20 protein-coding genes are annotated in these 21,035 nt (G+C 42.6%); 12 read left to right on the top strand and 8 right to left on the bottom strand.

The features are described from left to right. Positions 1-85: 85 nt before the first annotated feature. Both cysE and trmJ read right to left on the bottom strand, forming a co-directional pair. Positions 86-907, bottom strand: a complete 822-nt coding sequence (cysE, locus tag K8B83_RS10810) for a serine O-acetyltransferase (RefSeq protein WP_188737569.1) — start codon at positions 905-907, stop codon at positions 86-88. Positions 908-924: 17 nt separating this feature from the next. Beyond that, positions 925-1,647, bottom strand: coding sequence for a tRNA (cytosine(32)/uridine(32)-2'-O)-methyltransferase TrmJ (gene trmJ / locus K8B83_RS10805; protein WP_188737567.1), 723 nt, complete (start codon positions 1,645-1,647; stop codon positions 925-927). Between the two features lie 150 nt (positions 1,648-1,797). Here trmJ and suhB point away from each other — a divergent pair, with 150 nt between their 5' ends. From suhB to K8B83_RS10760, 9 genes are all read left to right on the top strand, one after another. Continuing rightward, positions 1,798-2,601 (top strand): inositol-1-monophosphatase, encoded by an 804-nt coding sequence (gene suhB / locus K8B83_RS10800; RefSeq protein ID WP_188737565.1) that lies wholly within the window; start codon positions 1,798-1,800, stop codon positions 2,599-2,601. A gap of 159 nt (positions 2,602-2,760) precedes the next feature. Further along, positions 2,761-3,171, top strand: a complete 411-nt coding sequence (locus K8B83_RS10795; RefSeq protein WP_188737563.1) for a phosphate-starvation-inducible protein PsiE — start codon at positions 2,761-2,763, stop codon at positions 3,169-3,171. Positions 3,172-3,408: 237 nt separating this feature from the next. Next, the gene (locus K8B83_RS10790; protein WP_188737560.1) at positions 3,409-3,711 is read left to right on the top strand and encodes a PilZ domain-containing protein; all 303 of its coding nucleotides are present in this window, start codon (positions 3,409-3,411) and stop codon (positions 3,709-3,711) included. Between the two features lie 104 nt (positions 3,712-3,815). Beyond that, positions 3,816-4,484 (top strand): AAA family ATPase, encoded by a 669-nt coding sequence (locus K8B83_RS10785; RefSeq protein ID WP_188737557.1) that lies wholly within the window; start codon positions 3,816-3,818, stop codon positions 4,482-4,484. Next, entirely contained in the window at positions 4,471-4,815 is a 345-nt protein-coding gene (locus K8B83_RS10780; protein WP_188737555.1) for an SPFH domain-containing protein, read from the top strand. Before K8B83_RS10785 ends, K8B83_RS10780 begins: the two co-directional genes overlap by 14 nt. A 102-nt stretch (positions 4,816-4,917) precedes the next feature. Beyond that, positions 4,918-6,594, top strand: a complete 1,677-nt coding sequence (locus K8B83_RS10775; RefSeq protein WP_188737553.1) for a sensor histidine kinase — start codon at positions 4,918-4,920, stop codon at positions 6,592-6,594. Beyond that, entirely contained in the window at positions 6,591-7,301 is a 711-nt protein-coding gene (gene btsR, locus K8B83_RS10770; RefSeq protein WP_188737551.1) for a two-component system response regulator BtsR, read from the top strand. Before K8B83_RS10775 ends, btsR begins: the two co-directional genes overlap by 4 nt. 164 nt (positions 7,302-7,465) lie before the next feature. Next, positions 7,466-8,926 carry a carbon starvation CstA family protein gene (locus K8B83_RS10765; protein ID WP_188737549.1) on the top strand — a complete coding sequence of 487 codons (1,461 nt, stop codon included), beginning with the start codon at positions 7,466-7,468 and terminating at the stop codon, positions 8,924-8,926. 109 nt (positions 8,927-9,035) lie between these two features. Next, entirely contained in the window at positions 9,036-9,398 is a 363-nt protein-coding gene (locus tag K8B83_RS10760) for a VF530 family protein (RefSeq protein WP_188737546.1), read from the top strand. A 139-nt stretch (positions 9,399-9,537) separates the two neighbouring features. Here K8B83_RS10760 and K8B83_RS10755 read toward each other — a convergent pair whose 3' ends face one another. From K8B83_RS10755 to K8B83_RS10745, 3 genes are all read right to left on the bottom strand, one after another. Continuing rightward, complete coding sequence (locus K8B83_RS10755; protein ID WP_223417167.1) at positions 9,538-10,326, bottom strand: hypothetical protein; 789 nt, start codon at positions 10,324-10,326, stop codon at positions 9,538-9,540. 155 nt (positions 10,327-10,481) lie between these two features. Next, positions 10,482-11,090, bottom strand: coding sequence for a GTP cyclohydrolase II (gene ribA, locus K8B83_RS10750; protein ID WP_188737543.1), 609 nt, complete (start codon positions 11,088-11,090; stop codon positions 10,482-10,484). 37 nt (positions 11,091-11,127) lie between these two features. After that, positions 11,128-11,484, bottom strand: a complete 357-nt coding sequence (locus K8B83_RS10745) for a YibL family ribosome-associated protein (protein ID WP_188737541.1) — start codon at positions 11,482-11,484, stop codon at positions 11,128-11,130. A gap of 458 nt (positions 11,485-11,942) precedes the next feature. On the opposite strand from K8B83_RS10745, the gene K8B83_RS10740 reads away from it, so the two are divergent. Continuing rightward, positions 11,943-14,393 (top strand): TonB-dependent receptor, encoded by a 2,451-nt coding sequence (locus tag K8B83_RS10740; RefSeq protein ID WP_188737539.1) that lies wholly within the window; start codon positions 11,943-11,945, stop codon positions 14,391-14,393. A 130-nt stretch (positions 14,394-14,523) separates the two neighbouring features. Continuing rightward, a complete protein-coding gene (locus K8B83_RS10735; RefSeq protein WP_188737537.1) occupies positions 14,524-15,762 on the top strand; it encodes an NADH:flavin oxidoreductase/NADH oxidase family protein in 1,239 nt (412 codons plus the stop codon). On the opposite strand, the gene nrdG is transcribed toward K8B83_RS10735, so the two are convergent. The 3 genes from nrdG to rssA all read right to left on the bottom strand — a co-directional run bounded on the left by nrdG (position 15,752) and on the right by rssA (position 19,501). Next, a complete protein-coding gene (nrdG, locus tag K8B83_RS10730; RefSeq protein WP_188737535.1) occupies positions 15,752-16,219 on the bottom strand; it encodes an anaerobic ribonucleoside-triphosphate reductase-activating protein in 468 nt (155 codons plus the stop codon). The genes K8B83_RS10735 and nrdG overlap by 11 nt on opposite strands. Beyond that, positions 16,219-18,336, bottom strand: a complete 2,118-nt coding sequence (gene nrdD / locus K8B83_RS10725) for an anaerobic ribonucleoside-triphosphate reductase (RefSeq protein WP_188737531.1) — start codon at positions 18,334-18,336, stop codon at positions 16,219-16,221. The genes nrdG and nrdD overlap by 1 nt, the downstream gene beginning before the upstream one ends. 220 nt (positions 18,337-18,556) lie before the next feature. Further along, positions 18,557-19,501 (bottom strand): patatin-like phospholipase RssA, encoded by a 945-nt coding sequence (rssA, locus tag K8B83_RS10720; protein WP_188737529.1) that lies wholly within the window; start codon positions 19,499-19,501, stop codon positions 18,557-18,559. 170 nt (positions 19,502-19,671) lie between these two features. Here rssA and K8B83_RS10715 point away from each other — a divergent pair, with 170 nt between their 5' ends. Continuing rightward, positions 19,672-21,027, top strand: a complete 1,356-nt coding sequence (locus K8B83_RS10715) for a DEAD/DEAH box helicase (protein WP_188737527.1) — start codon at positions 19,672-19,674, stop codon at positions 21,025-21,027. Positions 21,028-21,035 lie beyond the last annotated feature (8 nt).

Genomic DNA, 21,035 nt, shown 5'->3' with positions numbered 1-21,035 from the left:
ATCCGCTAAGATTCAATGCCGATAAGGTAATTAATCGCAATATCGGCCATTTTTTTGACCTGAATCTACAATGACTTAGAAATCGTCAAATGCTCGGGTCAAATTGGTCTATCTCTTGTTTACGATGACTTGCAGCATTTCGTTCAGCTTCATCAAAGGCATCTACATTCAATTCTGGCAACTTTTTAGTACACACATCACCGCCCATTTGCTGAATCGCCTGGCATAACTCCTGAACTTTAGAGTCCATTAAATGCATGTGATCAAGCATTTGGCCAATGGCATTTGCTACAGGGTCTGGGTTATCAGGCGACACAGCATAAGCATCAAAGCCATACTTTTTGGCCATTTCGGTGCGGCGCTCGTTTTTTTCTTTTGACTGGTTAGTGGGTGATGCAACCACTCTACCGGGGATCCCCACTACAGTGTGATCGCTTGCCACATCTTTTACTACCACTGAGTTCGAACCTACTCGCGCACCATCATGCATTGTTATAGGGCCCAATACTTTAGCGCCAGCACCAATCACCACATTATTGCCCAATGTTGGATGGCGTTTACCCGCTTGCCAGGTGGTACCACCTAAAGTCACACTGTGATACAGCGTGCAATCATCGCCAATTTCGGCGGTTTCACCAATAACGACCCCCATACCATGGTCAATAAAAAAGCGTCGTCCTATCGTGGCTCCAGGATGAATTTCAACACCGGTTAACCAACGCGAAAACGTCGATAAACAACGTGCAGTAAAATGCCATTTAGCCAACCACAATTTATGACTCACACGATGGATCCAAATGGCATGCATACCCGGGTAGTTAAATAAAATCTCAAGGGTACTGTTTGCAGCAGGATCGCGATGATAAATCGATTCGATATCTTCTTTAATTCTAGCAATAACGCCCATGGTGTATTCCTTAGGGATTAATCTTGTTGGTCCATTTTTTTATCAACAGAACTCAAAATGCCTCGCAATATATTCATTTCTTGCGATTCAATACGCGCACGAGTAAATAAACGGCGAAGCTTGGTCATCACTTGACCTGGATGATTTTTTATCACAAACCCGGTTTTAGACAAGGTTGACTCTAGATGCACAAAAAATCGTTCGAGTTCAACGGTTAACGGGTATTCCTCGGTCACGACTGGCGCTTCAGTTTGAGCTAAATGCGCCACACGGGTTTCATAACAAATAATCTGTACTGCTTGCGCTAGGTTTAACGAGCTGTATTCTGGATTAGCAGGTATCGCGACATGATAAGTACACTGCTGTAGCTCTTCATTGCTTAAACCATGATTCTCACGACCAAACACAATGGCAACAGGACCATTTAAACACTCTTGAGTGAGCTTTTGACCAGCCTCTCTTGGGTCAAGCATTGGCCAATCTAAAGTACGGCTACGTGCACTAGTGGCAATCACTAAGCTGCAATCTGCGATAGCATCTTGCAATGAGTCAACTGTGGTAAGGTTTTTTAATATCTCTGAGGCACCTGCAGCAAGCGCAATTGATTGACCATCAGGCTCAACGCGCGGCTCCGCAAGGTATAAATTTGATAAGCCCATGGTTTTCATTGCTCTGGCAGTAGAGCCAATATTACCAGGATGAGATGTTCCAACTAAAACAACACGAATATTACTGAGCATTTACGACTTTCTTTTAACAAAAAATATTGCTCGTATCTTAACACAGTCGTTGTTTATTACGTTATATGAAAATCTGCATTTGATATAATCGTTAAATTAAGTATAATGCTGGCGCTATTTTACTCGTTCTTTAACATCCAGGGGATTGCAATGCATCCGATGCTGACTATTGCCACGCGCGCTGCACGCGCTGCGGGCCAAACTATTATGCGCGCCTATACTGAACTTGACCGTGTTGAGGTTAGTAGTAAAGGTATTAATGATTTTGTGACTAGTGTAGACAAGGAAGCAGAAGCAACTATTACTTATCAAATTCGTAAATCTTACCCCGATCATACGATTGTGGGCGAAGAAAGCGGTGAAAACCGTGGCGACAATAAAGATTACATTTGGATAGTAGATCCTTTGGATGGCACCAACAACTTCGTTCGTGGTATCCCTCACTTTGCGGTTTCTATCGCAGTTCAATATAAAGGCAAAATTGAAGTTGCTGTAGTTTACGACCCGGTTCGTGAAGAGTTGTTTTCTGCTGTGCGCGGTAAAGGCGCAAAACTCAATGACTTCCGGATCCGTGTGACTAACGTTAACGACCTTAGCAATACCATTATTGGTACTGGATTCCCTTTCAAGGCGCGTCAACATACCGAAAGCTACATGGCTATTTTGGCTGAAGTTTTCCCAATGTGTTCAGATTTACGTCGTACAGGTTCTGCCGCGTTAGACCTTGCTTACGTTGCTGCTGGCCGTTTAGATGGCTTCTTTGAAATTGGCCTTAAGCCATGGGACATCGCAGCAGGCGACTTAATTTGTCGTGAAGCTGGCGGTACTGTAACCGATTTTATGGGTGCACATAACTACATGGCATCGGGTAATATTGTTGCAGGTAGTCCAAAAGTGACCACGCAGCTTGTTAAAACCATGCGTCCGTTACTAAACGAAGGGTTAAAGCGCTAAGCTTATATCTCCTGGACAAAACAGAATTAAAAACCGCGAATGGCTTTATGCCCTTCGCGTTTTTTTTATCTCTGAAATAAACTAAAGTTGAACTTGATCACTGTGCAAATGAGCTTAAGTCACCGATAATGTTGCTTCATCAACTGACAGATATCAACTATGCCATTATATAAAGCTAAAGACTTAAGCATTAAATCCTTAAAGAGCATTGAACATTTAGTCCTCTTTATTATTGCTCTAGCTACCTTATTTGCCATCGGCGAAGAAATCCTTCATATGATCCATATTCGCACCGTTGAATTAGCCGACTTACTCTTGCTGTTTATTTATCTTGAAGTGCTCGCCATGGTAGTTAACTACATTGAGTCAGGCAAACTGCCAATCCGCATGCCACTGTACATTGCCATTGTGGCATTAGCGCGATACCTAATTTTAGACATGAAAGGCATGGAAGATTGGCGTATTTTGGCCATATCGTTATCTACTATCTTATTAGCGTGTACCGTTATTGTGATTCGATGGGGTCAGTTAAAAATGCCTTACCCGAAAAATCAAGATTACGACAATTAACATCACGTGATTACCACCGAGTCGAAACCATATTAACTTCACCTTAGCCCTTGCTTAACCAAGTAATTGTGCTAACAATAAGATTAATAGTAGCAAGCAATAGACTCTTAGTAGCAACAGTAGCAAGCAATTAGTAGCAACAGTAGCAAGTAATAGACTGAAGCAAACAATAGAATGAGTAGTAGCAAGCTGCAAAAATAGCCATTATTAGTGTTTTGATTTTCAAGGAGCGACAACATGGGCCAAGAGCCAACAGGATTTGACGAAAAACGTGGTTCACTTCGAGTCGATATGGAAGCTGAGCGCATACGTTTAGATTGGATAAGCGCTCAAGGTGAGTCTTGCCAGGATTATGGTATTTGTATCGACTTAGCCCGAAAAGGGGTTTTATTGGATTATAAATCTGCCTTTAAAGTAGGTGACTTAATCGCAATTACCTTCAACGAAAACACACCAAAGCAAAACACTATTAAAGGGCAAGTATGTCGGTGTACAGAATGCTCGCCCCATAGTTACCATGTAGCACTTCAATTAATTTAATTTATTGAATATGTTATGCAGTCTTACGGGGCTGCTCTATACTCATAAAAAGTACATCACTGATTGGCTATGTTACTTAAGCTTAAACCTGAGAGGACCCAGACATGATATTGCTTGTTGGTGGAGAAAAAGGCGGCAGTGGTAAAAGCTGTTTAGCCCAAAATCTTGCGGTTTATATCACTCAAAAGTTTGATGCTAATGTACTCATGGTAGATTGTGATCCACAGCGTACAACCTCTGACTGGATCCAAGCTCGCAACAATGACCCTAGCCTCAAAGCCATTAACTGCATTCAACTGTACGGTAAAATTCGTAATGATTTATTAAGTCTTGACGAGCGTTTCGACTATGTCATTGTTGATTGTGGTGGCCAAGACAACCTAGCGATGCGGGCAGCAATGTCTGTTGCAACGTATGTTGTGATTCCATTAAGGCCAAAACGTCGAGATTTAAAAACCTTACCACACATGGAAGACATGCTCAGCACCTGTAAAATGGTTAACCCCAAGATGGTGGCCACAATTGTCATCACTCAATGCCCTGCACTGCCCTCACAAGTTAAACGTATTTTAGAAGCCAAAGAAGTCGTGCAATCATTTGGTTTGCGAGCACTAGATTCAGTCACCTTTAGCCGTAATATTTATGATGACAGTGAAGAAAGCGGTTCATCAGTGCTTGAAATCGAACCCGATGGCAAAGCCGCTGAGGAAATCCGCTCAATTGCTGATGAGCTTTTTGCTATACCACCAGAAAATCGCTATGAGTTTAACTGATCTTAAACGCAAAAAACCAAATGACCCTCGTAAAAAGGTGTCTGTAGATGATTTTATTGAAGATGCTAACAACTATGCATTAGGTAAATCATCTGGACAAACTGCGCCCAGCCAAACTACAGCACAATTTCTAAAGGGGCTCGATAAAAAGAGCACCAAAATTTATCGCCATGCCACATTTACACTCACCGAAAAAAGCATTGCTCAACTCGACGAAATCGCAAAAACCACTAAAGTTGCCAAATCAAAAATCCTCCGATTACTGATAGATGAATTTTATCAGCAACAAGACACAGCCCAATTAACCATATTGAGTAAGTCGTCACGTTAACCACACGCCATATCCCTTAATATTATTCACGCCTGCTAAATTAGCAGCATTACAAAACCACGGTTAGGATACCTAACCGATATGGCTACCTTGAGAGAACTCATGTCGTTGATTTTATTACTCACGCAACAAATGTGCGTGTATTTGGTTATTGTTTATTTAGTCAGTAAAACACCGCTCTTTAAGCTATTTGCTGAAAGTTCAAAACGCTTACCCCACAAATTTTTTATTTACGTGGTGTTTTCACTTTTTTGTATTATGGCCACCTATTTTGGCGAACAAACCACTGGCGCTATCGCCAACACACGGGCAATGGGTGCGGTACTAGGCGGGCTACTTGGTGGCCCAGTGACAGGTTTTTTTGTCGGCCTCACCGGTGGGTTGCACCGTTATTCTATGGGCGGATTTACCGATATCGCGTGTGCTATTTCAACCACCTTAGAAGGGCTGCTAGCCGGGTTATACAGTTATTATTTAAAAAAGGCAGGAAAAGAAGAGTCCTTATACAACCCTGCCTGGGTTTTTATGGTGACATTTGTGGCCGAACTGCTGCAAATGAGCCTTATTTTATTGATTGCAAAGCCATTTGAGCAAGCATGGGCATTGGTTTATGTTATTGCCCCTCCCATGCTGTTAATTAACTCATTAGGCGCGGCCATGTTTATGAGCATAGTGCGCGATCAAAAAACCATGTTCGATAAGCTGTCCTCGAGCTTTTCAACCAATGCCTTAAAAATTGCCGAGCGCAGTGTTGGCATTTTATCGAAAGGGTTTAATGAAGAATCGAGCCAAAAAGTGGCAAAAATAATCATAGAAGAAACCCGCGTAGGCGCTGTCGCGATTACAGACCGACACAAACTATTAGCCTTTATCGGTACTGGCGCAGACCACCACCTTCCCAATACCCCGATTTCTTCTAAGATCACCTTAGATGCTATATCGCAAAATAAGGTGATGTTTGCCGATGGCGTTGACACAACTTATGCCTGTTCAATTTCAAAACACTGTAATTTGGGGTCAAGTTTGGTCATTCCACTGCGCAGTAATGATGAAGTGGTAGGTACCATTAAGTTATACGAACCTAAAAACAAACTGTTTTTAAATATCAATCGTACCCTAGGTGAAGGTATAGCAAGATTATTATCAAATCAGATCCTATATGGACGCTTTGAACAACAAAAAAGCCTGTTAATGCAGGCAGAAATTAAGTTACTCCAAGCCCAAGTCAACCCTCATTTTTTATTCAATGCCTTAAATACCATCAGTGCCATTATTAATCGTGATCCCAAAATGGCGAAAAAGTTACTACAACAATTGTCACAATTTTTAAGGATTAACCTCACACGCACAACAGGACTTGTCACCCTAGCCGATGAACTCGAACACATTGATGCATATCTCGCCATTGAACATGCAAGGTTTATCGATAAACTCAAGGTAAGTATTACTATACCCAAGGTATATCACCATCACAAAATGCCCGCTTTTACCCTGCAACCATTAATTGAAAATGCAGTAAAACATGGAACATCTCGCATGCTTGAAGCAGGAATAATTAACGTTGAAGCAAACACAGATGGCAATGATTTACTCCTAAAAGTCATCGACAATGCAGGACTGTATAGCCCTGCATCCAATACTGAAGGTCTAGGGATGAACTTAGTACACAAGCGCCTACAAAATCTGTTTGGGACACAATATGGAATAACAGTCACAAGCCAAGATGAAGAATTTACGTGTGTACAGGTTCGTATCCCACTTGAAAAGAGCACATTATGATCCGGTGTTTAATTATTGATGATGAGCCATTTGCCCGCCAAGAAGTGGCCTACCTACTCGAGAAACATCCAGACTTTAACGTGCTAGGCCAATGCGGTAATGCCATCGAAGCTCTGCAGCAAATAAACCAGCAAAAGCCGGACTTAATTTTCGTGGATATTCAAATGCCCAGGATCAGCGGCATGGAATTAATAGCCATGTTAAACCCAGAGCAAATGCCGCGAATCGTATTTATTACCGCTTTTGATGAATACGCCGTAAAAGCGTTTGATAACAATGCATTCGACTATTTGTTAAAACCGATTGATGAAAATCGTTTTAATCAAACTCTAGATAAAGTGCGCAGTAATATGGCGCCACAATCAATAACACATATATTACCTAGCCAACTCACTCACTTGCCGTGCTACACAGGCAATAAACTCAAAGTTATCGCTACTGCCGATGTTGAATTTATTGTGAGTGATATGGGCGGTATTCATGTGCATTCAAGTAAAGGGTTTTCCCACACCCAGCTCACGCTAAAAGCCCTTGAGGAAAAAACGCCGTTATTTCGTTGTCATAAACAATACCTGTTGTCGCCAAACGCCATATCTGAAATAGAAATCACCGACACTGGCGCTGAAGTCACAACACACAGTGGCACTCACGTACCGGTATCACGCCGTTATCTTAAAGAGCTCAAACAGTTACTTGGATTTCAATAGACAATATAATTAAGTGATGCAACGCACGCTTTTTAACTAGCCACACATTTCATCCCCACTATTTGCCGCTTAAGCAGTCAATTCTACCTGTCACTGCAATGCTCCCCTTTAAATCGCCTAAACACTTTACAATTGTGATACTAAATAAAAGGGGAGATATAAAAATGACTTGGTTTCTACTCTGTGTTGGCTTACTCATCGGTGGGTATTTTATTTATGGGGCCTTTGTCGAAAAAGTATTCGGCATCAACACCCAAAGAAAAACACCTGCATTTACTCAAACTGATGGCGTCGATTACGTGCCAATGTCAAAGAGTAAAGTGTATCTAATTCAATTGTTAAACATTGCTGGTGTGGGTCCTATTTTTGGCCCAATCTTAGGTGCTTTGTATGGTCCTGCTGCCATGTTATGGATTGTATTGGGTTGTATATTTGCTGGTGCCGTCCACGATTACTTCTCAGGTATGCTATCGGTTCGTAACCATGGGCAATCGGTACCTAACTTAGCCGGTAAATACCTGGGTAAAAATGCCAAACACTTTATGAATTTGTTTGCCATTATCTTACTATTACTTGTTGGCGTGGTATTTATCTCTGCACCTGCAGGTCTTCTAAGCAAGTTGACTGGCTTTGATGTTGCCATCTTTGTTGGCATTATTTTTGTTTATTACCTAGTGGCCACAATTGTGCCAATCGACAAAATCATCGGTCGTTTTTACCCATTTTTTGGCGCACTTTTAGTCTTTATGTCACTTGGATTGACTGTCGCGTTGATGCTGTCATCTGAGCATACTATGTTACCTGGCTTTGAAATGGGTGACTTCTTTACTAACCTTAACCCTAACGACATGCCATTATGGCCTGCACTATTTATTACGATTGCATGTGGTGCAGTATCAGGGTTCCACGCAACCCAATCTCCATTAATGGCTCGTTGTGTTGAAAACGAATCAAATGGTCGCTTTGTGTTTTTTGGTGCCATGATTGGTGAAGGTGTTATCGCGTTGATTTGGTGTGCCATTGCTTTATCATTCTTTGGCGGTGTTGAAGGGCTTAATGCTGGTATGGCAGGCAACCCAGCTAACGTCGTCTATGAAGCATCTAACGGATTGCTTGGTGCATTTGGTGGTTTCTTGGCTATTCTTGGTGTCATTGTGCTTCCAATCACATCTGGTGACACCGCGTTTCGCTCTGCTCGTTTAATCTTGGCTGAGTTCTTCAACATCAAACAAGTTGAATTACCAAAGCGCCTCTTGCTGGCTCTACCTTTATTTGCAATCGGTGCAGTATTAACTCAAGTCGATTTCGGTATTATCTGGCGCTATTTTGGTGTTGCAAACCAAACCACAGCAGTATTGATGCTATGGACAGCAGCTGCCTACTTACTTCGGCATAATAAATTCCACTGGATTTGTTCTGTACCCGCGATGTTTATGACCTGTGTTGTGATTAGCTTTATGCTGAACTCATCTACATTGGGTGCAGGCTTGCCTATGACCGTTTCTACCCTTGCCGGTATTGTCACAACAGTAATAATTGCAGCGCTGATTATCATTAAAACTAAAGGTAAAGGCGATATTGATTCAGATGATGAAGACAACATCACCTTAGCTAACGAACAATAACTTTCTCCCTCTCATGACAAACGGCAGCCTTGGCTGCCGTTTTGTGTTGATATCTCTTTGCCATTAATGTGGGTATAATAGTGACAAATTTATTGAGCACGCACGGTCCATGACACAAGCAAATAACCCACTTCACGGCATAAAGCTAGAAACTATCGTCACCCAACTGGTTGAAAAATATGGTTGGGAAGAATTAGCGTCTAGAATCAACATTATGTGTTTTAAAGATAACCCAAGTGTTAAATCAAGCTTGAAGTTTTTACGAAAAACACCTTGGGCGCGTGACAAAGTTGAATACTTGTACCTTAAAACGAATAAGTTACCACTTCCACCACCAAAAGATGACACACGCAAACCCGCCATCAAGGTTCAACATGGCGTAAAAACATCTAAACCAGTTAACAAATCAGCCTCAGCGAAAACAGCTGAACCGACCAAGCCCGTCAATGCTGATATTTGGGGCAAAGGTTAATACCATTTCCATTAATTATGTGACAACTCAACAATCTCTGATAATTTTTTTATCCTGATCGGTAAAACTTAGACAAAAAGTGCTAATAATTCAGCACTTTTTGGATAGAAATAACACAGTTTGATTAATAGCACTTACTTTACAGTGGAAACCCAAATATTAAGCGCCACACTTTAAGCCCGCCGCCAACTTGATAACTCAAACCAAAATGATCAATTTCGACACTGTCTAGGCCAATGGCCGCAAAGGTTAACGGTTTAGAAAAAGCCAACGTTGTGCCTATTTCGTAGGTGTAGGATGTCAGCACATCTTCGCCGACGGGTGTCACAAATTTTAATTGATTAAAATACCAATGGCCTGCAACAAACACCCGAGGCTCAACCCAAATATCATCCCACTGCCAACCGTAATTAACCCCAACATCTACACCGGTTTTTAATACTGAGTAGCCTTCGGTGCCGTCATTTTGATTGCTTTTATATCCAGCATAATAAATGCGGTTAACCCACACAGGGTTATACTCCGCAGGGCCAAAGCGGTACAAACTCGACAGCCCTGTTGAGTAAATACCCACATGGCTGTGTGTAGAGAAATTATGCCCATACCCGAGATCAAAATACGACTCCAGAGTCAATTTCTCGTCCACCAGCCAATGATATTCAATGCCGGGAGTCACGGTCAGTGTACCAACACTTTTAGGCAAACTGCCACCAGGCAAGTCGTTAAAAGAGTAGTCAAAAAAACCAAACGAAGTCGATAAGCGAAACTTAAGAAGATGGCTGTCGGACCCTTCTAAATCAAAGCCTAAAGGGACATTAACCACGGCAGCACTTTGGCCTGACGTACGATAAACACCACTGCCAAGATAATTAGCAAACGCATAATGGGAAGCGTCGGGTTCTGAACTGATGAGCTCATCGGCTAACACATGACAACTTATGCTATAGCCGATGAAAGCGCAGACTGATAAAACGAGGCGGTTTGGTGCCAAAAAAGAAAACCTTGATTGAGTCGATGGTGATAAATCCAAAAGCCAAAGATGACGCTCGGGTTTCATTGCCATAAGATTACGGTTCGTTTTTCCTATTCATCGTTGAAATGATGTTCAGACATCATATGGCCAAGCTCAGTAGACTTGGTTTTTAAATATGACTCATTATAACGGTTTTTGCCCACTTGCAATGGTATACGCTCAACCACTTCAATGCCCACATTTTGCATGGCCATCACTTTACGAGGGTTGTTTGTCATTAAGCTGACTTTTTCTACGCCAATTTGTTTAAGCATAGGCGCTATCATGTCGTATTTACGCATGTCGGCTTCAAAGCCTAAACGTTCATTGGCTTCAACCGTGTTAGCACCGCCGTCTTGTAGTTCATAAGCACGGATTTTATTTAATAAGCCAATACCACGACCTTCTTGACGCAAATACAACAAAAAACCCTGGCCTTTCTCGGCAATGGATTGCATCGCTGATTGTAATTGGAAACCACAGTCACAACGCAAACTAAATAAAGCATCACCCGTTAAACATTCTGAGTGAATACGACCTAACATCGCTTGTGTGGGATCAAGCTGACCAAATGTCAACGCAACATGTTCTTTACCTGTAGCGGTTTCTTCAAAACCATGCATGTCAAACACTCCCCAAGGAGTGGGTAATTTAGATGTTGCGATATATTTTATCGACATGAATTAACCTTACGACAACTAACTGTAAAAGAAAATATTAAAACTGAGTAGGAGCAAAGCCTGTGACTTCTTTAATGCCCATTTCACGACCAAGAGCCGTTAAAGGGTGCACAACAACTAAACCTTTAACCGATTTAGTCAACTTACCCATGTCAGCCTGTTCTGCTTTTGTGATTGCACGCTTAAAACCAAGCGCTTTTAATGCAACACTCTCTTTGCTTAACTCGCGAGTTTGCTGACCTTTTACACTGGCAATACGTTTAGTGACAGTGGCAATTTCTTTCTTAAACTGCATGACAACCGTGGCATCACCACGCTGTTCTGCCGCGGCTAATTTGCGACGAAACTTATCTAATTTGTCATTTAATGTTTGCAGTTCTTGCTTTAAATTCATTTGGTTACCTTAAATACTTTAGTGTGTTATTGAAGAAGCGATACTTAGCTATGCCTCACAACACCTTTTCGGATGCAGATTATATACCCAAACCTACCTAATATGCGACAACCAAACTACGCATATATGGCTACTAAGACAATTTTTCTTCCCACAAAGATAACCCACCTTTAAAAATCGATTAGAGGTTTTGCTGTCTTGTCTTTTACGCCTGATCCAAACCAGTTATTGCATTACAAACGCCAGCATCCGAAATCACAAATAACTAACAATAAAGCTACTCCATTATAAAAATTAACAACTTATGCAACAGGTTATGATGATGTTGCAGCCAATCAGCTTAAAAATAGCGCAAATAAACTTCTTGTTAGCGTTTTTGCCACATGATGACTCAAATTCAATTGCAATCTTTATGATAATCATTATCATTCGCAAAATCATTAAACGAGGTATCCACTATGACATCGCTACGATTATCTTTACTTGCTCTTGCTTGCCAAAGTATTTTATTTCCTATTTATGCACACGCGCAAACACCTAATGACTCGAGTACTGAAACGCAACCCACTGCACAAGACTATGAACGTATTACTGTATACGGTCGTCAAAACCAGGTAGTGATGAATTCCGGTTTAGCAACAAAATCAGACATGTCTTTGATGGAGACTCCCGCGGCGGTTGTCATTGTTGATGAAGCACTCATTGATGAGCAGGGCATTAGTAACATGAAAGATCTAGTGCGTAACATCAGTGGCGTGACCCAAGCAGGTAATAATTATGGTATTGGCGACAACCTTGTCATCCGCGGTTTAGGAGCCAATTACACCTTTGATGGCATGTACGGCGGCGCCGGCCTTGGCAATACATTTAACCCAACCCGCTCCCTCACCAATGTTAATTCAGTTGAAGTATTAAAAGGCCCTGCCACAGGCTTATACGGCATGGGTAGCGCTGGCGGTGTGATTAACTTAATCGAAAAAAAACCAGAGTTTGAAAGCAAACATGTTATTGAAGCCGAAGTTGGACAATGGGACAGCTATTCACTAATGGCCGACAGTACGGGAGGCATAACCGATGATGTTGCCTATCGCGTGGTTGCAAAAAGCGCCCGCAGTGACGGCTATCGCGATCTTGGCACAGACAGAGATGAAGTCTACGGCTCATTAAAATTTGTTGTAGATGACAGTCAAAATCTGATGTTCTCTACTGCCTATATCAAAGACGCTATTCCTGTCGACTCCATTGGTCACCCTATTCGTATTTATAACGCTGCATCGGTTGACGGTAAAACCGCTGACGAAGTGACATGGGAAGATTTGGTTAACGACCCAACCAGCAGTGGCGTGCAACTTACCGATGAGCAGCGTCAACAACTTGCAGACTCGCTCAGTGCTAGTGATGGCCAAACCCCCTACGACTTTGGCCATAATGGTTTGATTTCCCCGATGGCAAAAGATAACGAAAGCGAAGAATTACGCTTTAAACTTACCCACAACATATACTTAACTGACGACCTATTCTTAAATCAGCAATTGCAATATCGTAATTATGAAACGGGTTTTGCTCGCCAAACAGGTGCATATAATTACGTTTACTGGCAACGCAATGGTGTCATTAATGCAGATCCCCGTGCACCATTAGTTGAAGATGACGTACTGTATCCCTATGCAGCTCGTCGTCAGGAATACCGTAAAGTCACAGCAGATGAAAAGTCATGGCAATATTTTGCCGATCTGCGTTACGACTTTGACATTGGCAACATTGAAAACGAATTATTGGTTAACGCTAACTTTGAAGACCGAACAATTCGATTTAAACAGTCGTCAATATGGGATGCCGATTACGTATTAAAAGACAGTAACGGTGACGTAAGCTACCAAGGAACGCTCCCCTATATTTATGATATCCGCGATCCTAATTGGGCCGAAGGTGATTTTGAAGATTACGACCCTCTAGTGACCAGTAATTACAATAAGTCAGTCAGTGCATGGGGGCTTGGAGTGCAGCATGTGGGATATTTAGGTGCAGGCTTTACCAGCCGAGTGGGTGTTGCCTTCAATGAGATCAGGCAAACCTATAAGCATTTAGGCGTCGATTCTCGATATAGCAGTAGCCTGGCAGAGCCACAGCCAGAAGCAGATACCACAGACAACGGTATTACTTACAACCTTGGTTTAACGTACATGCCAACTGATGATATCTCTATTTTTGTTAATCACTCTAAAGGTCGAACAGCCTACAGTGTATTGGGCGATGTAACAGGCACAGAAGCCGACCGAGATGATTCTGAATCAATCAGTAACGACCTTGGCGTACGTTTTAAAGCATTTGAAGACCAGCTACTGGCATCATTAGTGTTTTTTAAATCTTCACGTACCAATATTGCCTACAGTAACCCAGATTACGACAGTAGCGCGACGACATCCGATATTGATCCGTATTTTTACGATGGCAGCGAAGACACCAAAGGCGTCGAAATGGACTTAAACGCCTATTTAAGTGAGCAATGGAAGGTCAACATTAATGCTGTGTATCAAGATGCAAGAGACAACCAAAATCCAAACAGTAGCGATTATGGTCAACATCAAAAAGGTGTACCTTACGTAACAGCAAGCACCTGGGTGACTTATGCAGCCGAGTTTGGTTTACCTGCACCTGTATCGATTAGTCTTGGTGCTGAGCATGTTGGCGAGCGAAGCACCAACTCAAGCTCGTTCGGCATTCCTGACGGATACGTCCCAAGCTATACTGTTGTAGACTCTGCAATTAGTTATGATGTTGAACGATATAAAATTCAATTAAATCTCAATAACTTATTTAATAAATCATACTACGAAAAAGCCATGTTCTTAGGTGGATTACCAGGCGAAGAACGTAATGCTAAGTTAACGGTAACCTACCGTATTTAATCAACTTCTCTCAACAACACCAAACAGACCCTAGGGCCTGTTTGGTGTTGTGATGGTATTACTTTATGATGTCTGGCATGGGTCAATTCACTTAATTCCCTTATTTAATACCATAAATGGACAGCATTTCATGACAAACCGTTTATTTAGCGCATATACCTTACCTAATGGTGGCATTATCCCTAATTGTATTGCCAAAGCCGCCATGGAAGAAAACCTCGCCAATGCAAAACAACAACCCGACAGCGCATTGTTTGCGCTTTATGATGCATGGGCAAAAGGTGGCGTAGGGTTAATAATTACTGGCAATGTTATGGTTGACCGTTATGCCATGACAGGTCCTGGGGGCGTTGCGTTAGAGGCCGACAGTGATTTAGCTCCTTTTACACAATGGGCCAGTATTGCCAAGCAAAACAACGCCCGAGTATGGATGCAACTTAACCACCCAGGCAGACAAGTATTTAAGGCTATGGGCGGTAAAAACCTGGCCCCATCAGCCATCGCATTAGATTTAGGCAAGCATTCTTCAATGTTTACGCAGCCTAAAGCAATGAATCATGATGATATTACAGATGTAATTGAACGTTTTGCAACAACAGCAAGCATGGCACAACAGGCCGGATTTGACGGCGTGCAAGTCCATGCTGCACATGGATACTTACTGGCACAGTTTTTATCGCCATTAACCAACAAACGCACCGATGAATGGGGTGGCACACTTGAAAATAGAGCCAAACTTTTATTAGACGTGGTTAAGCAAATAAGACAACGATGTGGCGACACATTTGATATTGCAGTAAAACTTAATTCAGCCGATTTTCAACGCGGTGGATTTGATGTAGAAGATGCAGAGCAAGTCATTAATCTATTGGCCCAATATCACGTCGATGTGGTTGAGCTATCTGGCGGCAGTTATGAAGCACCCGCTATGCAAGGACGAAGTGCCGATGAACGTACCCTCGCCCGTGAAGCATATTTTCTTAGTTTAACCAGTCAATTAGTGGCTAAGTCGCCTATTCCATTAATGCTCACAGGTGGCATACGCCGTAAGGAGATTGCAGAGCAAGTGCTCGATGCCGGCTTTGTAATGTGTGGTATTGCCAGTGCATTGGCTTTTTACCCTAACTTAGCCAACTTATGGCAAACACAGCCAGACTTTAGCCCAACATTACCTCGAGTCGATTGGCAAAATAAAACCCTGGCAGGATTGGCCACCATGGCCATAATTAAACGCCAACTTCGCCGCATGAGCCAAGGAGCAACACCGCAAACAAACGACTCAGCACTATGGAGTTTAGTGGTCGATCAATTTAAAACCAAACAACGCACTAAGCGTTATCGCCATCAACTTGGGATTACTAACGACTAAATCGGTGGATTATCTGATTGCTGCTTCCGCGCCACAATAGCGCGGGATCAGCTTTATCTTGCTCAAACTTTCCGTCAATTAATACATCAACCAGTGCAACCACTGCTTGTTGCGCCTCGCTCAACTCTGCAAGCTGATAACCGCTCCACAGCCAAATGTCTTTATTGGGACATTCACGCTTAACCCGCTTAACTAAATGTAAAATGGTTTCCACGTTAGCTGGGTGAAGCGGATCGCCACCGCTAAGACTTAAGCCTCGGCGTTTTATGCGGTCATCGTTTAAATCTGTAATGATTTGATCTTCAAGCGCTTGAGTATACACATGGCCAGCATCAAGTCGCCAAGTGCTTTGGTTATAACAGCCTTTACAAGCGTGTTCACACCCACTGACAAATAACGTACAGCGGGTACCTTCACCGTTAACAACATCAACACTATGGTATGCACTGTAATGCATTACAAATGTTTCACTCTGCGTTTAACTTCTTCTTGCTTACCAAAGTTAAATGGCCTGGCATCAGGGCTGCCTAAATAGCCACACACACGGCGAGTCACTGACACGCGGCTGGGTTCATGGTTACCGCATTTAGGACACACAAACCCTTTGCTGGTACAGTTAAATTCACCAATAAAGCCACAATCATAACACTCATCAATGGGCGTGTTCGTGCCATAATATGGCACTCGGCTGTAACTGTATTCCCACACATTTTCTAACGCTTCAATATTATGTTGCATGTTGGGGTATTCGCCGTAACAAATAAACCCACCATTAGCGATTGCCGGATAAGGTTGTTCAAAGTCGATTTTATCAAACGGGTTAACTTTCTTTTCAACATCTAAATGGAAACTATTGGTGTAATAGCCTTTATCTGTCACCCCAGCAACCACCCCAAACTGCGCCGTATCAAGCTGGCAAAAGCGACTGCATAAGTTCTCACTAGGTGTGCTGTATAAGCTAAAGCCGTAACCGGTTTCTTGCTTCCACGACTCAGTCGCTTGCTTAAGTTTACTGATGATCGCCACCGCTTTTGCCCGTAATGCGGCATCATCAAACACATGCTTGTCGTGACCATAAATAGCATTGATGGTTTCGTGTAACCCAATAAAACCTAATGAAATAGAGGCTCTACCGTGTTTAAAAATCTCGCTTATATCGTCATCTGCTTTTAAGCGAACACCACAGGCCCCCTCCATATACAAAATTGGAGCCACTCGCGCCTTAACCCCTTCTAAACGCGCAATGCGGGTATCTAGCGCTTTGCGCGCGATTAATAAACGTTGATCGAGTAGCTGATAAAAGCGCTGTTCATCATTACCTGCTTCTAACGCGATACGAGGTAAGTTTAAGCTCACTACCCCTAAATTATTGCGTCCTTCATGAACCAACTGCCCATTTTCTTCATAGGCACCCAAAAATGAGCGACATCCCATTGGGGTTTTAAATGAACCCGTGACTTTCACCACTTGATCGTAATTCAAAATATCGGGATACATACGCATACTAGAACAGGTCAGCGCCATCTTTTTAATGTCGTAATTACTGTCTTGGGCTTTATGATTAACCCCATCTTTAATAGCAAAAACCAGTTTGGGAAACACTGCCGTTTTACGGTTTTTGCCCAAACCCGCCATGCGCACTGTTAAAATAGATTTTTGAATTAACCGCGATTCCCATGATGTGCCTAAACCAAAACCAAAGGTCACAAATGGAGTTTGTCCGTTAGCGGTATGCAACGTATTCACTTCGTATTCTAGCGATTGGAAAGCATCGTGACATTCTTTCTCGGTTTGGGTCATGGCAAAACCCGCTTCGTCAGCTATTTGCCATTTTTTAGCCACAGCAAGATGTTTTTGATAACTTTTTTGTACAAACTCAGCCAACACCTCGTCAATGCGGTTAATCGTTGTACCGCCATAAATATGGCTGGCCACTTGGGCAATAATCTGTGCCGTAACGGCTGTAGCAGTAGAAATTGATTTAGGCGTGTCTATTTCAGCGTTGCCCATTTTAAAACCATGAGTCAACATGCCCGCTAAATCAATGAGCATGCAGTTAAACATTGGGAAAAAAGGCGCATAATCTAAATCGTGGTAATGAATCTCGCCTTTTTCATGGGCAGCGACCACATCTTTTGGTAATAGGTGAGTTTTGGCGTAATGTTTTGCCACAATGCCGGCTAACAAATCCCGTTGAGTTGGGATCACTTTGGCATCTTTATTGGCATTTTCATTTAAAATAGCACTGTCAGATTGCTCAACTAAACCACGAATAGCACAATTTAACTTACTTTTAGCTTCACGGTGTTTGTCGCGATCGTGGCGATACTCAATATAATGACGAGCAACAGACTTAAACGGCCCCGACATTAATAAATTTTCAACCGCATCTTGTAGCTCATGTATATCAACTTGCGTGCGCTCGGCCATCTGTAGCTGTATAGCTTTGGCTAATTCCAGTGCATATTGATCATCTGCTTGCCCCGCAGAATCCATTGCAGCTAACACCGCATCTTTGATGCGACTTGCGTCAAACGCAGTACGGCATCCATCCCTTTTCACCACAACTAGCATACGACCCACCTTTTATAAATGCCGCAAAACACTATATATTGGCACAAAATAAATAAACAACACTATATGGTGTGTATTAGGCGCTATAACGGGATACGTTTCTTTGATCCAGATCATAAGAAAGCAGACTGGTAAAGATTAAGACAAATTGCAGTTAACCGTAGTGAAAAAATAAAAGCGACAGCAGGCCATACATTAAGCAATAACCTGCTGCAAAATATTAACGACTCGACAACGTCGCCTTAAGTAAATGGGCAATATCTTGTACCGCAACTTCTCCGGCTTTAATCGCTTCTTTGGCTCGATGAAACTCCATAGTGCCAATATCAACCACATCAGGCACGATATAAATATCTGGTGGCTCGCCCATTAGTCGCGACCGTTTATGTCTTTGCTCTAAAATGTCCATCGACTGAGACATAACAGCTATCATGCCCGGGTGAGATTTACCGCCACCAAGGGAAAACTTGTCCGTTAGGTCACTCATATAATCTTTACCTTTGCCCCACAAATCCATAAAGCCAGACTCTAACTGTGGTTTTTCAGTAACAGGTTGAGATTTTTTAGGCTCACGGCTTTTTAATTGTTCAGGCATCATGTGCATGTGACCACGACGATGACCATTTAGATCAACCGCAATAACAATATCTACGCCCATTGCCCGGCACAACGAAACGGGCACAGGATTAACCACCGCACCATCAACTAACCAACGGTTATCTTGTTGCACTGGGGGTAAAAAGCCAGGCATAGAACACGATGCCCTTACAGCATGGCGTAAATTTCCCTCTCTAAACCATATTTCTTGGCCAGAATACAGATCGGTAGCCACTGCCGCAAACGGCCTATTTAATTGCTCAATATTGAGATCACCAATGCGATTAGCCAGCACATCGAACACTTTTTGCCCGCTGATTAAGCCCCCCTTACGCCAACCTAAATCCATTAGCCCAAGTACATCCCAGCTAGAAAAGCCGCTTACCCAGGTTTCGAGTTCATCTAAATGATCATTAGCATAAGCAGCGCCAACAAGTGCCCCCACTGAGCAACCCGCAATTTTATCTGGGTATATGTCTAACGATGCTAATCCTTTTAACACGCCAATATGTGCCCAGCCTTTTGCGGCTCCGCTGCCTAACACTAATCCTACGGTCGGCTTTGTCATATTTATTCCTTTCAAACGAGGCATGATTATCATTCAATCAACATCTTTAATGTGCAAATACAATGCAAAGCTAAGATGTTAAAAAATAGCATAACTAAAGCGACTCTTGTTGGCTATAGCACAGTGAAACAGCTATAATCCGTGGCTAACATTTTTTAGGGGATTTACCTTTGCAATTTACCGATTTTCAATTGGACAAGCGCCTGCTTGACAGTTTAAAGCACCTTGGCATTACCACGCCTACCGATGTTCAAGCGCAAGCACTGCCCATTGCCTTATCTGGTAAAGATTTAATGGCTTCGTCTAAAACCGGTTCGGGTAAAACCCTCGCGTTTTTATTACCGGCCATGCAACGTATAATCTCAACGAAAGCCTTGTCGAAAAAAGATCCTCGTGTTTTGGTTTTGTTGCCTACGCGTGAGCTGGCACAACAAGTGTACGGTCAGCTACGTTTATTAGTGGCCAACACCCAATATAAAGCCATTAGCGTACTCGGTGGTGAAAACTTTAACGACCAGGCCAAAGCCCTCGCAAGAGACCCACATTTTATTGTGGCAACCCCAGGCCGGATTGCGGATCATTTACAACAACGTCATTTGTTTTTAAACGGTCTTGAACTGCTCATTCTTGACGAAGCTGACCGTATGCTCGATTTAGGCTTTGCACCACAATTAAAAGCCATTAATGACGCGGCCGATCATAAACGTCGCCAAACCTTAATGTTTTCTGCAACCTTAGATCACGATAGCATTAACGACATTGCAGCAACCTTACTAAAGTCTCCGAGTCACGTTGCTATTGGTGAGTCGTACTCAGAACACAAAGACATTGAACAACGCATTATTTTGGTTGACCATTTAGACCACAAACAAGCGTTATTGCAGCATATTTTAACCCAAGAACAACACAAGCAAGTGATTGTGTTTACCGCAACGCGCTCTGATACAGACCGATTAGCCACATTACTGGCATCACAAGGTTTTGCAACATCGGCATTGAGCGGTGATTTAAAGCAATCTGCACGTAATCACATTATGGATCAGTTTGCACGTGGTCAGTCGCAAATACTGATCACCACTGATGTGGCATCTCGCGGGCTTGATTTAGTTAACGTGTCATTAGTGATTAACTTTGACATGCCAAAATTTGCCGAAGAATACGTCCATCGCATTGGCCGTACAGGTAGAGCGGGTGCTAAAGGTGATGCCATCTCTTTTGTTGGCCCTAAAGACTGGGACAGCTTTAAAAAAGTGCAGCTGTTTTTGCGTAAAAACTTTGAGCCCACAGTAATCGAAGGCATGAAAGCTAAATTTACAGGCCTCAAAGACAAACCGGCAACAGGCAAAACAAACAATGCGCCACAAGGGCGTGCTACGGCCAGTAAAACAAAAACGGCTAAAAAAGCGAAAGCGGCACCTAAGCGTGATAAACGCTTTATCACCAGTGTTGACGTAGGTGACGCACCGATGCGCCGTAAAGCTAAACCGATCCAAATTATTGAAGAAGATAACAGCGCTGAAGACTAAATAAACAC

The organism is Shewanella inventionis (assembly GCF_019931735.1).
GTDB lineage: Bacteria > Pseudomonadota > Gammaproteobacteria > Enterobacterales > Shewanellaceae > Shewanella > Shewanella inventionis.
Note: the sequence above shows the minus strand (reverse complement) of the source record. Positions and strands in the feature narration are given on the sequence as shown.